This window comes from Streptomyces sp. NPDC059994 (genome assembly GCF_042737755.1).
GTDB lineage: Bacteria > Actinomycetota > Actinomycetes > Streptomycetales > Streptomycetaceae > Streptomyces.
The window spans coordinates 1-13,720 of sequence record NZ_JBHWUR010000155.1 but is presented as its reverse complement, the minus strand read 5'-3'; the positions used below and the strand labels follow the sequence as shown (position 1 = coordinate 13,720).

Here is a 13,720-nt window from a genome sequence, read left to right as displayed (position 1 = left end):
GACCGGTGGGACCGGGACCGGTGGGACCGGGACCGGTGGGACCGGGACCGGTGGGACCGGGACCGGTGGGACCGGGACCGGTGGGACCGGGACCGGTGGGACCGGGACCGCGCGCCCCGGCCGCCCGCTCAGCCCCGCCCCCGAGCTCCGGCTCGCCCCCGGCCACGGCCCTCTCCTCACCTCCCTCGACCCCGCACGGCGGCTCGCGCGCCCCGGCCCCGGTGGGGAACTCCTCGCCGCCGGACCCCTGTTGGCGGAGGCCGTCGGTTGCGCCGTCCGCTGGGCCCGGCTCGCGGCGGCCGCCCAGGCGGTCGGGGTGGCCGAGGAGCTGCTGCGGCGGACCGTCGCGTACGTCAGGCAGCGCACCCAGTTCGGGGTGCCGATCGGCTCGTTCCAGGCGGTCAAGCACCGGCTCGCGGACACACTGCTCGCGGTGGAGTTCGCGCGGCCGCTGGTGTACGGGGCGGCGCTCACCCTCGCCCCGGGCGACCTCGCGGCGGCGAAGGCGGCGGCGGGCGAGGCCGCGTACACGGCGGCCCGGGCCGCGCTCCAGCTCCACGGCGCGATCGGCTACACCGAGGAGCTGGACCTCTCCCTCTGGCTGCGCAAGGCGCGCCCGCTACGTGATGCCTGGGGCACACCGGCCGCCTGCCGGGCGGAGGTGCTGGCGGCGTACCCCTAGGCGTCTTCGCGCGGCGGCTCGGTCCCGTTGCCCCGCCGGATGGTGCGCAGGGCGGCGCCGGGGCGCCAGGCCCGCAGGACGATCTCCTCCGCCTCCTTGTCGATGCCCGTGTGGACCACCTCGGCCAGCTCCGCCCGGAAGAGGAGGAACGGCTCGGGCGGATGCACATCGCCCGCGTACCGGGCGAGCTCCCCGGCGTCGACGACCTCGACCGCCCGTCCGCTGATCCGGACGTCGCCCTCGGCCATCTCCGCGTCGGGCCCCGGGTTCGCCTGGACCGCGAAACGCGGGTCGCGGCGCAGGTCGTACGCCTTACGGGAGTTCGGCATCATGCCGAGCCACAACTCGCCACCACGGATCTCGACTTCAAGACCGGTGACCCGGGGACTGCCGTCCGCGCGCAAGGTCGCGAGGACATGGTGCTTGTACAGAAGGAAACGCTCTCGCACGGCCTCGGCGAACTGCGGCTCGGCGGTCTCGAACTCTTTCCAGCGGAATGTCTGCGATGCCATGCACCCAGCAAACCGCAGATGCCCGGCATCTTCCGCCTGGATTACTCCGGGGGTTGCCGGGCGTCCACCCGAGACGTGACCGTCACCGCACGATCCCCCGCGCCCGCGCCGCCCGCAGCCAGTGCGGGAACTCCCCGAGGAGACGGTCGTGGAGCTCCGCGTCCGTCACCCGGCGCGGGTCGGCGCCCGCGTGGAAGAACCGCGGGCAGCCGCGGCGGATGGTTGTCGTACGCCTCGGGCTCATGGTTTCCGAGGTTCTCCGGCAGCGCCTTCGCCCCGTACACGTCGTTGACGAATTAAGGGGTACACGGTCCGGGTGCAGCAGGAGGGCGGCCGGCTCCGGGTGGCCGGGACACGGCGGGCCTCGCCGACTTCACCGGCACCGAGCGCCCTGCCTCCAGGGCGCCCTGGGGGCGTACACGGAGGACGCGCGGGTGGAGTTCCGGGGGCTGCGGGCCGAGGGCCGCAAGGGGGACGCGCCGCGGCGCCCGCCCAGTCGTCCGGTCGGGGACAGTGGGGCAGGCGCCGCGCTGCGGGGGGCCGGGGTATCCCCCGATCCGGCGCAGCCCGTACACCGTTGTACGGAACGTTTTTGGGGTGGAGGGACTCAGACCGTCAGGGCCCGGTCCGTGGGACGGATCGGGGCGGGCAGTTCGCTCCTCCCCGTAAGGTACCGGTCCACACCACGTGCTGCCGAACGGCCCTCCGCGATCGCCCAGACGATCAGGGACTGGCCGCGGCCCGCGTCACCGGCCACGTACACTCCGTCGACGTTGGTCGCGAAGTCCGCGTCGCGGGCGACGTTGCCGCGCTCGTCGAGCTTCAGGCCGAACTGCTGGACCAGGCCGTTGGCCTGGTCGGTGCCGGTGAAGCCCATGGCGAGGGTGACCAGCTGCGCGGGGATCTTCCGCTCGGTGCCCGGCTTCTGGGTCAGCTTGCCGTCGACGAACTCGACCTCGACCAGGTGCAGGAACTGGACGTTGCCGTCCTCGTCGCCCTCGAAGTGGGTGGTGGAGACGGAGTAGACCCGCTCGCCGCCCTCCTCGTGGGCCGAGGTGACCTTGTAGAGCATCGGGAAGGTCGGCCAGGGCTGGCCGGTCGGGCGGTCCTCGCTCGGCCGGGGCATGATCTCCAGCTGGGTGACCGAGGCCGCGCCCTGGCGGTGGGCGGTGCCCACGCAGTCCGCGCCGGTGTCACCGCCGCCGATCACGACGACGTGCTTGCCCTCGGCGGTGAGCGGGGGCGCCACGAAGTCGCCCTCCTGCACCTTGTTCGCCAGCGGCAGGTACTCCATGGCGAAGTGGATTCCGTTGAGCTCGCGGCCGGGGACCGGCAGGTCGCGGGAGACCGTGGCGCCGGCCGCGATGACCACCGCGTCGTAGCGCCTGCGCAGCTTCGCCGCGTCGATGTCGCGGCCGATCTCGACCTCGGTGCGGAACTTGGTGCCCTCCGCGCGCATCTGCTCGATGCGGCGGTTGATGTGCACCTTCTCCATCTTGAACTCGGGGATGCCGTAGCGCAGGAGGCCGCCGATGCGGTCGGCGCGCTCGTACACCGCGACGGTGTGACCGGCCCGGGTCAGCTGCTGGGCGGCGGCCAGGCCCGCCGGGCCCGAGCCGATGACCGCGACGGTCTTGCCGGAGAGCCGCTCCGGCGGCTGCGGGGTGACGTCGCCGCTGTCCCACGCCTTGTCGATGATCGAGACTTCGACGTTCTTGATGGTGACGGCGGGCTGGTTGATGCCGAGCACACACGCCGACTCGCAGGGAGCCGGGCACAGCCGCCCGGTGAACTCCGGGAAGTTGTTGGTGGCGTGCAGCCGCTCCGACGCCGCCGACCAGTCCTCCCGGTAGGCGTAGTCGTTCCACTCGGGGATCAGGTTCCCCAGCGGACAGCCGTTGTGGCAGAACGGGATGCCGCAGTCCATGCAGCGCCCGGCCTGCTTGCTGATGATCGGCAGCAGCGAACCGGGAACGTAGACCTCGTTCCAGTCCTTGACGCGCTCGGCCACGGGGCGGGTCTGGGCGACCTCGCGACCGGTGGTGAGAAAGCCCTTGGGGTCAGCCATTGGTCGCCGCCTCCATCATCTTCTCGGTGGTCTCCTGCTCGGAGAGACCGGCGAGCTCAGCGGCTTCCTTGGCGGCGAGCACTGCCTTGTACGTGGACGGGATGATCTTGCTGAAGCGCTCCGCCGCGGCGGGCCAGTCGGCGAGCAGCTTCTCGGCGACCGTGGAGCCGGTCTCCTCCTGGTGGCGGCGCACGACGTCGTGCAGCCACTGCTTGTCGGCCTCCGAGGGGGCCTCGACCGCCGCCAGGTTGCCGGAGTTGACGTGGTTCGGGTCGAGGTCGATCACGTACGCGATACCGCCGGACATCCCGGCCGCGAAGTTGCGCCCGGTCTCGCCCAGGACCACCGCGTGGCCGCCGGTCATGTACTCGCAGCCGTGGTCGCCCACGCCCTCCGAGACCACCAGGGCGCCGGAGTTGCGGACGCAGAACCGCTCGCCGGTGCGGCCGCGCAGGAACAGCTCGCCGCCGGTCGCGCCGTACGCGATGGTGTTGCCCGCGATGGTCGAGTACTCGGCGAGGTGGTCGGCTCCCCGGTCCGGGCGGACGATCACACGGCCGCCGGAGAGGCCCTTGCCGACGTAGTCGTTGGCGTCGCCCTCCAGGCGCAGCGTCACACCGCGCGGCAGGAAGGCGCCGAAGGACTGGCCGGCCGAGCCGGTGAAGGTGACGTCGATGGTGTCGTCGGGCAGGCCCGCACCACCGAACTTCTTGGTCACCTCGTGGCCGAGCATGGTGCCGACGGTCCGGTTGATGTTGCGGATCGCGACCTGGGCGCGGACCGGCTGGGCGGCCTCGGCGGAGTCGGCGCCCAGCGCGTCGGCGGCCAGCTCGATGAGCTCGTTGTCGAGCGCCTTCGCCAGGCCGTGGTCCTGCTCGACCCGGGCGTGGCGCACCGCGCCCTCGGGCAGCTCGGGCACGTAGAAGAGGGCGTCCAGGTCGAGGCCCTGCGCCTTCCAGTGGCGCACCGCGCGGCTGGTGTCCAGGAGCTCGGCGTGGCCGACGGCCTCCTCGATCGTACGGAAACCGAGCTCGGCGAGGAGCTCGCGGACCTCCTCGGCGATGAACTCGAAGAAGTTGACGACGAACTCGGGCTTGCCGGAGAACCGGTCGCGCAGCACCGGGTTCTGGGTGGCGATGCCGACCGGGCAGGTGTCCAGGTGGCAGACGCGCATCATGACGCAGCCGGAGACGACGAGCGGCGCGGTCGCGAAACCGAACTCCTCGGCGCCGAGCAGCGCGGCGATGATCACGTCACGGCCGGTCTTGAGCTGGCCGTCCGTCTGGACGACGATCCGGTCGCGCAGTCCGTTGAGCAGCAGGGTCTGCTGGGTCTCGGCGAGGCCGAGCTCCCAGGGGCCGCCCGCGTGCTTGAGACTCGTCAGAGGAGAAGCACCCGTGCCACCGTCGTGGCCGGAGATGAGGACGACGTCCGCGTGCGCCTTGGAGACACCCGCGGCGACCGTGCCGACACCGACCTCGGAGACCAGCTTCACGTGGATACGTGCCGCCGGGTTGGCGTTCTTGAGGTCGTGGATCAGCTGGGCCAGATCCTCGATGGAGTAGATGTCGTGGTGCGGCGGCGGCGAGATGAGGCCGACGCCCGGGGTGGAGTGGCGGGTCTTGGCGACCCACGGGTAGACCTTGTGGCCGGGCAGCTGGCCGCCCTCGCCGGGCTTGGCGCCCTGGGCCATCTTGATCTGGATGTCGTCCGCGTTGACCAGGTACTCGGAGGTCACACCGAAGCGGCCGGAGGCGACCTGCTTGATGGAGGAGCGGCGCGCCGGGTCGTACAGACGGTCCGGGTCCTCGCCTCCCTCACCGGTGTTGGACTTGCCGCCCAGCTGGTTCATGGCGATGGCGAGCGTCTCGTGCGCCTCGCGCGAGATCGAGCCGTACGACATGGCGCCCGTGGAGAAGCGCTTGACGATCTCGGAGACCGGCTCGACCTCGTCGATGGGGATCGAGGGGCGGTCCGAGGAGAAGCCGAAGAGCCCGCGGAGCGTCATCAGTCGCTCGGACTGCTCGTTCACGCGCTCGGTGTACTTCTTGAAGATGTCGTACCGGCGGCCGCGGGTGGCGTGCTGGAGGCGGAAGACCGTCTCCGGGTCGAACAGGTGCGGCTCGCCCTCGCGGCGCCACTGGTACTCGCCGCCGATCTCAAGCGCGCGGTGGGTGGCCGCGATGCCGGAGACGGGGTACCCCTTGGCGTGCCGGGCGGCGACCTCCTTGGCGATGACGTCGATCCCGGCGCCGCCGATCTTGGTGGCGGTGCCGATGAAGTACGTGCCGACGAACTCCTCGTCGAGGCCGACGGCCTCGAAGACCTGGGCGCCGCGGTAGGAGGCGACGGTCGAGATGCCCATCTTGGACATCACCTTGAGGACGCCCTTGCCGAGCGCGTAGATCAGGTTGCGGATGGCCTGCTCGGGCTCCAGGCCCTCGATGAAGGTGCCCGCGCGGACCAGGTCCTCGACGGACTCCATCGCCAGGTACGGGTTGACGGCGGCGGCGCCGTAGCCGATGAGCAGAGCGACGTGGTGCACCTCGCGCACATCACCGGCCTCGACGAGCAGACCCACCTGGGTGCGCTGCTTCGTACGGATGAGGTGGTGGTGGACGGCGGCGGTGAGCAGCAGCGACGGGATCGGCGCGTGCTCGGCGTCGGAGTGCCGGTCGGAGAGGACGATCAGACGGGCACCGTCCTCGATGGCGGCGTCGGCCTCGGCGCGGATGGCCTCGATGCGCTCGGCGAGCGCGGCGCCGCCGCCGGAGACCCGGTAGAGGCCGGAGAGCGTGGCGGCCTTCATCCCCGGCATGTCGCCGTCGGCGTTGATGTGTATCAGCTTCGCCAGCTCGTCGTTGTCGATCACCGGGAAGGGCAGCGTGACGCTGCGGCAGGACGCGGCGGTCGGGTCGAGCAGATTGCCCTGCGGGCCGAGCGAGGAGCGCAGCGAGGTGACGAGCTCCTCGCGGATGGCGTCCAGCGGCGGGTTGGTGACCTGCGCGAACAGCTGGGTGAAGTAGTCGAAGAGCAGCCGGGGGCGCTCGGAGAGGGCCGCGATCGGCGAGTCCGTGCCCATCGAGCCGAGCGGCTCGCCGCCGGTGCGGGCCATCGGCGCGAGGATGACACGCAGCTCTTCCTCGGTGTAGCCGAAGGTCTGCTGGCGGCGGGTGACCGAGGCGTGCGTGTGCACGATGTGCTCACGCTCGGGCAGGTCCTCCAGCTCGATCTCGCCGGTCTCCAGCCACTCCTTGTACGGCTTCTCGGCGGCCAGCGCCGCCTTGATCTCGTCGTCCTCGATGATGCGCCGCTCGGCGGTGTCGACGAGGAACATCTTGCCGGGCTGCAGACGTCCCTTGCGGACGACCTTCGCCGGGTCGATGTCGAGCACGCCGACCTCGGACGACAGGACCACGAGTCCGTCGTCCGTCACCCAGTATCTGCCCGGGCGCAGGCCGTTGCGGTCCAGGACAGCGCCGACCTGGGTGCCGTCGGTGAAGGTGACGCAGGCCGGGCCGTCCCAGGGCTCCATCATCGTGGCGTGGTACTGGTAGAAGGCGCGCCGGTCCGGGTCCATCGAGTCGTGGTTCTCCCACGCCTCGGGAACCATCATCAGGACGGAGTGCGGCAGCGAGCGCCCGCCGAGGTGGAGGAGTTCGAGCACCTCGTCGAAGGAGGCGGAGTCGGAGGCGTCCGGCGTACAGACCGGGAAGATCCGCTCCAGGTCCTTGGCGTCCCGGCCTTCCCCGAACAGCTCGGTGACCAGCTGCGACTCGCGGGCCACCATCCAGTTGCGGTTGCCCTTGACCGTGTTGATCTCGCCGTTGTGCGCGACGAAGCGGTACGGGTGGGCGAGCGGCCAGCTCGGGAAGGTGTTCGTCGAGAAGCGCGAGTGGACCAGCGCGACGGCGGTGGCGAACCGGCGGTCGGAGAGGTCCGGGAAGAACGGCTCCAGCTGCCCGGTGGTGAGCATGCCCTTGTAGACGATCGTCCGGGCGGAGAGCGAGGGGAAGTACACCCCGGCCTCGCGCTCGGCGCGCTTGCGCAGGACGAAGCCCTTGCGATCCAGCGCGATACCGCTGCTGGTGCCGTCGGCGACGAAGATCTGCCGGAAGGCGGGCATGGTGGCGCGGGCGCCGTTGCCGAGCAGCTCGGGCGTGACGGGCACCTCGCGCCAGCCGAGGACGTCCAGGCCCTCCTCGGCGGCGATGGCCTCGATCTTCGCCACGGCCGAGTCACTGTCCTCGACGGGCAGGAAGGCGATGCCGACGGCGTACGCACCGGCCTCGGGCAGCTCGAAGGAGGTGACCTCGCGCAGGAACGCGTCCGGCACCTGGAGCAGGATGCCGGCGCCGTCACCGGAGTCCGGCTCGGAGCCGGTGGCGCCCCGGTGTTCGAGATTGCGCAGTACGGTCAGCGCCTGCTCGACCAGCTCATGGCCGGCCTCACCGGTCAGGGTGGCCACGAACCCGACACCGCAGGCGTCGTGTTCGTTACGGGGGTCGTACATCCCCTGCGGGGCGGGTCGACCGTCCATGGGCGACCAGGCGTCGGAACGCATCGGCTCTCCCGTCGTCGTCGTGGCATATGAATAGCCGAGGGACGACGTTGGCCCTCTGCGAAATTTCGTGCAGGTTACATGATGGGACGGATCTCGGGAACCGGATAGCCCATTCCAGCATGCGGACACTCGGGCGGCGATCGCCGTGCCTTCCGGGCAGGCTTCCTTGCCTGCGTCGGCGGAGTGTGTACGGCCTATGCCCGGTGTTCAAAGATGCGAAACCGCCGAGTAACGACTAGTTATGTGGGGTCCTGCATACTCCCGCATTCTACGGGCGGCGGGACGATCCCGCGCAGGACGTAGGTCACATGGTGACCCCGGACTCGCGCGCCCGCACGGCGAAGGCCCGCCCGGACGGGGGTACGTCCTGGCGGGCCTTTCGAGTCGAGAGGGGCTGAGGGGGCTCAGGGGCTGAGGGGGCTCAGGGGCCACTAGGGGCCGGGCCCCGTCAGCCCGCCGCCGCGCCGAAGAGCGAGCCGAGGCCGAAGGTGAGGGCCGCGGCCGCGCCGCCGAGGGCCAGCTGGCGCATTCCGCTGAACAGCCACGAGCGCGCGGTGACCCTGGCGACCACGGCGCCGCAGGCGAAGAGACCGACCAGCGCGAGCAGCACGGCGGGCCACAGGGCACTCGCGCCGAGCAGATACGGCAGTACGGGCAGGATCGCGCCCAGCGCGAACGAGCCGAAGGACGAGACGGCGGCGACGGCAGGCGACGGCAGGTCGTCCGGGTCTATGCCGAGCTCCTCGCGGGCGTGGATCTCCAGCGCCTGCTCGGGGTCGCGGGAGAGCTGCATGGCGACCTCGCGGGCGAGCACGGGCTCGACGCCGCGCGACACGTACAGCTCGGCCAGCTCCTCCATCTCGTCCACCGGGTGCTTGCGCAACTGCTGGCGCTCGACGTCGAGTTCGGCCTCGACGAGCTCGCGCTGCGAGGCGACGGAGGTGTACTCGCCGGCGGCCATGGAGAAGGCTCCGGCGGCCAGGCCCGCGAGGCCGGTGACGATGATGGTGTGCTGCGAGACGGCGCCGCCCGCGACGCCGGTCATCAGGGCCAGATTGGATACGAGCCCGTCCATCGCGCCGAAGACGGCGGGCCGCAGCCAGCCGCCGTTGACGTCCCGGTGCGTGTGGTTGTCCCGGTGCGCCTCGTGCAGCGTGGCTTCGGTATTGATGACGGACACAGCTCTCCCCTTGCGTTCAGCAGCGGGCTCTCGCGTCCCGCTCCCCCTCGTCTACGTCGAAATTACGCTCGATGTAAGCCCCGCGCTAGCAAGGCAGGCCGTACTTACCCAGGTCAGAGGAGTGTTGCGCTCATCCGTGTCCGCTCTTGCACACATGTGGCGGGAGGGTGACAGATGGACTCCCGGCTCGTTCGGTGTGGCAGAGATCAACCGAAGGATCAGGCGACGTCGAAAGGCCTCCCATGGAGTTGATCGCCAGCGGCCCGGGAACAGCCGAGGCCATCCGCGAGCGAGCCAGAGGCGCGCTGCTGGGCCTGGCGGTGGGGGACGCGCTCGGAGCCCCCGCCGAGAACCTCAAACCCTCCGAGATCCGGCGCCGCTGGGGCCGTATCGAGGGCTTCGTCTCCGAGGACCCGGCGGGTACGGACGACACGGAGTACGCCATCTTCTCGGGCCTGCTGCTCGCCCGGCACGGCTCGGCGCTCACCGTCACCCACGTCGAACACGCCTGGCACCACTGGATCGCGGACCGCGACGAAGGCCCGTTCCGGGGCGCGGGCTTCAGCGAGCGCGGCACCCTGGAGAACCTCCGCCGGGGTCTCGCCGCCCCCATCTCCGCCCAGCACCGCCACGCCTGGAGCGACGGCCTGGCCATGCGCGCGGCCCCCTTCGGCGTCTTCGCCGCGGGGGCGCCGAAGGAGGCGGCGCGGCTGGTGGCCATCGACGGCTGCGTCAGCCACGAGGGCGAGGGCATCTACGGCGGCCAGGCGGTGGCGGCGGGCGTCGCCGCGGCGATGACGGGCGCGGGCCTCACGTCCGTGATCGCGGCGGCTCTGTCGGTGATCCCGATGGACTCCTGGACGGCACGCTCGCTGCGCCGCGCGGTAGCGGTGGCCGACCAGGGCGAAAGGGCTGTCCGCTCGGCGGTGGTGATCGGCGGCTACCCCTGGACGGACCTGGCCCCCGAAGCGGTCGCCCTGGCCTTCGGCGCCTTCGCCACGGCCCGGGGCGACTTCACGGCGTCGGTCCTGACGGCGGTGAACATGGGCCGCGACGCGGACACGACGGCGGCGGTGGCGGGAGCCCTGGCAGGCGCGCACGGCGGCGCCGCAGCGATCCCCCCCGCCTGGTCGTCCGCGATCGGCCCGGTCCGCGGCAGCTGCCTCCCCGAGATGCGCGGCTACCACGTCCTGGACATCGCGGACTTGCTGACGCCGGACCCGGAAGAAGAGGAAGGGGAGATCGCGTGATGGGTGACGAGGTTTCAGGGCGGGGGCCGGGGCCGCAGCTTCGGAGCGGGGCCCCGGGGGTGCAGGGCCCGAGCGGGGTGCGGGGGCCGCAGGCCCTGGTGGGGGATCCGGGGGCGCCGCTTCCGAGCGGGGTACAAGGACCGCAGACCCCGCAAGGAGGCCCGGCGGCACCGCTCCCCAGCGGGACACAAGGACCACATGCCCTGCTGGGAGGCCCGGAGGCGCCGCTTCCGAGCGGGGTACAAGGACCGCAGACCCCGCAAGGAGGCCCGGCGGCACCGCTCCCCAGCGGGACACAAGGACCACAGACCCTGCTGGGAGGCCCGGAGGCGCCGCTTCCGAGCGGGGTGCAGGGGCCGCAGGCCCCGCTCGGGGTCCGGGGGCGAAGCCCCCGGGAAAACCCACCCGCCCCGTCCCCCACCCACCCCCGGAGGGTCTCGGGAAGGGGCGGGGTGGGGGAATCCCGGCGCGAAGCGCCCACCCCACCACCCCCGCACCAAGACGACCGCATCCTGGGCCTCCTCCTGGGCCTGGCCGCAGGCGACGCCGCAGGATGGCCGGCAGCGCGGCACCGCGCGGCCCGCATGCCCGAGTGGACCCGAAGACTCACCCGCGAACTCGACACCTTCGCCGAGCAGAACGCCACCACCACCCTCCCCGTCCCCATCGCCCTCAACCAGCCCCCCGAACCCCTGCGCCTGGGCCCGTCGGACGACGCCGAGTGGGCCGCGTTCGCCGCCGAGACCGTACTCACCGCCGCCGAGCCCCTGCTCGCCCACCTCACCCCGGCCAGACGCGTCCGCGCCGCCGTCGACCGCGCCTGGAACCTCCTCGCCGCCGAGGTCGCGGCGGCCGCCGAGCGCGCCCCCGAGGTCGAGTCGGCGGTGCTCCCCCTGCGCGCCCGTATCTCCGTACGCGCCGGCCTCGGCAACCTCGCCACCGGCCTGCGCCCGCCCGCCACCGGCCACGACAACCCCCACTACTTCGACGACGCCGCCTGCGTACGCGCCGCGGTCCTCGCCGTGGTCCACCCCGGCGCGCCCCGGGAAGCCGCCGAACTGGCCGAGTTCGACGCCCGCTACACCCAGGACGGCGACGGGGTGCACGGCGCCCGCGCCATCGCCGCGGCGATCGCGGCCGCCCTCGGCGGGGCCGGCGTCGAGGACGCCGTGGCGGCCGCCCTCGACGAACTCCCGCCCGACACCGAGATCGGCCGCAACGCCCAGCACGCCGTCAAGCTCGCGCACGACTTCGCCGACGACACGGCGGGCGCGTTCGCCCTGGTCCCGCTCCTGGAGCACCAGATCGTGGACCACGTCTACAGCTACGGGATCGCCGCCGCCGAGACCGTCCCCGTCGCCCTCGCCCTCGCCACCGCCTCGCGCGGCACGGTCGCCGAGGCGGTCCCGGCCGCGGCCTGTCTGTCCCGGGTCGCGGACTCGGCGCCCGCCCTCGCCGGGGCGCTCACCGGCGCGCTCAGCGGTGGCGCCTCGATCCCAGCCCCCTGGCTCGACGCCTGCCGCACCCTGTCCGGCTGCGCCCTGCCACGCCTGGCCGGTACCGACCTCGTGGAGCTCGCCGGGCTCCTCGCCGACACGCTGCGCCACCCCCCGGGCGGCTGAGCTTTTCGCGAAAATGCCGCGAACCACCCCGAACTGACCGCCCAGGGTGGACAATTCCGGCATGACGCTCACGACGTCGTACGCGACGCTCACTCTTGAGGACCGCATCACCGGCGCCCTGGTCGGCGCGGCCGTCGGGGACGCCCTCGGCGGCCCGGTCGAGGGCTACACCCCCGAGCAGATCGTGGAGCGGCACGGCGGCCGCGTCCACGGCATCGTCGGCCCCTGGCACGGGGACGACTGGCGTACGGCGCGGCCGATCGCCCCGTACCACAAGGGCGACGGGCACATCACCGACGACACCTTGATGACGCACGCGCTGATCCGGGTGTACGAGCGGGTCCGCGACCACCTGGACGCGTACGCGATCGCGGACCACCTGGTCCCCGACCTCATCTCCCGCCCGCTCTGGATCCCCGAACTCGAAGCCGAGACGATCCCCCTCCACCGCGTCTTCCTCGCCGAGAAGTGGATCGTGGCACGGCTGCACTACGGCCATGTCGACCCCCGCGAGGCGGGCACCGGCAACATCGTCAACTGCGGCGCGGCGATGTACATGGCACCGGTCGGCCTGGTCAACGCGGCCAACCCGGCGGCGGCGTACGCGGAGGCCCTGGAGGTGGCTGCCCCGCACCAGTCCTCGTACGGGCGGGAGGCGGCGGCCGTCTTCGCGGCGGCGGTGGCGGCGGCGTGCGCCCCGGCCGCGACGGCGGCCGGGGTGGTGGAGACCTGCCTGTCCCTGGCGAAGGACGGAACGCACGCGGCGATCGAGGCGGTGGCGGAAACGGCATCCGCGCACACGGACTTCGAGTCGGCACTCGCCCCCCTCCGGGCGGCGGTCACCCCCTTCGACACGGTCGGCCCGGACTACCGCGCCCCGTCCCTGGGAGCCCGCCGCCCGTCCCGCCTGCACGCCATCGAGGAGCTCCCGATCGCCCTGGCCATGCTGCTCGTCGCCGACGGCGACTACCGCACGGCAGTACTCGGCGCGGTGAACTACGGCCGGGACTGCGACTCCATCGCGACGATGGCGGGCGCGCTGGCGGGCGCGCTCCGGGGCGAGGCCCCCATCCCCGCCGCCTGGTCCAAACCGGTCGCCGAGGCCAGCCGCCTGGACCTGCACGCCCCCGCGCGGGCCCTCACGGAGGTGACCCGCGAGGTGTACGCGAAGGACCGCGCCCGCCAGGACGCCCACCGCACGGCCTTCGAGGCGCTGACCCGATGACCCCCCTACGCCTGACCTGGGTCCAGCCGGAGGACCTCATCGCCCACGAGCTCCGGCAGGCGAAGGAGGACGGCCGCGACGCGAGAAGGACCGAAGCGCGCTGGGCAACGGCGGGCGGCACCGCGACCCCCGCCCCCTCGGGCGCCTCCCCGACCCCGGCACCCCCGCTCCTGCGCGCCCTGGCGATCCGGCTCCTGGACGAACTGGCCGAGATGCCTTCCCCGTTGGCGGACCGAGAGCCGACGGACTTCGAGGCGATCAGATCCGCAACACCCACCTGGCCGGACGGCCTCAACCCCCCACCCACCCCGGGGCACAGCACCGAAAAGGATGCGGGAGACAAAGCCCCCGACGAGGTTCCGGAGCCGAACCCCGAGGAGGCACAGGGACGCAACCCCGCCCAGGGACCCGAACCCGAAGCCCCCGGCCACCCACCCACCCCGGGACACAGCACCGAAAAGGATGCGGGAGACAAAGCCCCCGACGAGGTTCCGGAGCCGAACCCCGAGGAGGCACAGGGACGCAGCCCCGCCCAGGGACCCGAACCCGAAGCCCCCGGCCACCCACCCACCCCGGGGCACAGCGCCGAAAAGGATGCGCGGGGCAAAGCCCCCGCC

At 72.4% G+C, this 13,720-nt stretch carries 8 protein-coding genes and 2 pseudogenes; 5 read left to right on the top strand and 5 right to left on the bottom strand.

Annotated features, from left to right (window positions below):
• A partial coding sequence (locus tag ACFWA7_RS37695; protein WP_385827655.1) for an acyl-CoA dehydrogenase family protein occupies positions 1 to 682 on the top strand: 682 nt, incomplete at its 5' end.
• On the opposite strand, the gene ACFWA7_RS37690 is transcribed toward ACFWA7_RS37695, so the two are convergent.
• From ACFWA7_RS37690 to ACFWA7_RS37670, 5 genes and pseudogenes are all read right to left on the bottom strand, one after another.
• Positions 679 to 1,194: a pyridoxamine 5'-phosphate oxidase family protein gene (locus tag ACFWA7_RS37690; protein ID WP_385549717.1), complete on the bottom strand. Its 516-nt coding sequence runs from the start codon at positions 1,192 to 1,194 to the stop codon at positions 679 to 681. The genes ACFWA7_RS37695 and ACFWA7_RS37690 overlap by 4 nt on opposite strands.
• 82 nt (positions 1,195 to 1,276) lie before the next feature.
• Positions 1,277 to 1,393 (bottom strand): annotated as a pseudogene (locus ACFWA7_RS37685) (VWA domain-containing protein); the annotation flags it as partial.
• A gap of 408 nt (positions 1,394 to 1,801) precedes the next feature.
• Entirely contained in the window at positions 1,802 to 3,262 is a 1,461-nt protein-coding gene (locus tag ACFWA7_RS37680) for a glutamate synthase subunit beta (RefSeq protein WP_385549720.1), read from the bottom strand.
• Positions 3,255 to 7,826, bottom strand: a complete 4,572-nt coding sequence (gltB, locus tag ACFWA7_RS37675; RefSeq protein ID WP_385827653.1) for a glutamate synthase large subunit — start codon at positions 7,824 to 7,826, stop codon at positions 3,255 to 3,257. Before gltB ends, ACFWA7_RS37680 begins: the two co-directional genes overlap by 8 nt.
• Positions 7,827 to 8,274: 448 nt before the next feature.
• The gene (locus tag ACFWA7_RS37670; RefSeq protein ID WP_385549726.1) at positions 8,275 to 9,006 is read right to left on the bottom strand and encodes a VIT1/CCC1 transporter family protein; all 732 of its coding nucleotides are present in this window, start codon (positions 9,004 to 9,006) and stop codon (positions 8,275 to 8,277) included.
• A gap of 242 nt (positions 9,007 to 9,248) precedes the next feature.
• Here ACFWA7_RS37670 and ACFWA7_RS37665 point away from each other — a divergent pair, with 242 nt between their 5' ends.
• The 4 genes and pseudogenes from ACFWA7_RS37665 to ACFWA7_RS37650 all read left to right on the top strand — a co-directional run.
• A complete protein-coding gene (locus tag ACFWA7_RS37665) occupies positions 9,249 to 10,256 on the top strand; it encodes an ADP-ribosylglycohydrolase family protein (protein WP_385549729.1) in 1,008 nt (335 codons plus the stop codon).
• A 452-nt stretch (positions 10,257 to 10,708) separates the two neighbouring features.
• Complete coding sequence (locus ACFWA7_RS37660; protein WP_385550293.1) at positions 10,709 to 11,878, top strand: ADP-ribosylglycohydrolase family protein; 1,170 nt, start codon at positions 10,709 to 10,711, stop codon at positions 11,876 to 11,878.
• Positions 11,879 to 11,939: 61 nt separating this feature from the next.
• Positions 11,940 to 13,103, top strand: a complete 1,164-nt coding sequence (locus tag ACFWA7_RS37655; RefSeq protein ID WP_385550290.1) for an ADP-ribosylglycohydrolase family protein — start codon at positions 11,940 to 11,942, stop codon at positions 13,101 to 13,103.
• Positions 13,100 to 13,720, top strand: a pseudogene (locus tag ACFWA7_RS37650) (ADP-ribosylglycohydrolase family protein); the annotation flags it as partial. The gene ACFWA7_RS37655 and the pseudogene ACFWA7_RS37650, both read left to right, overlap by 4 nt.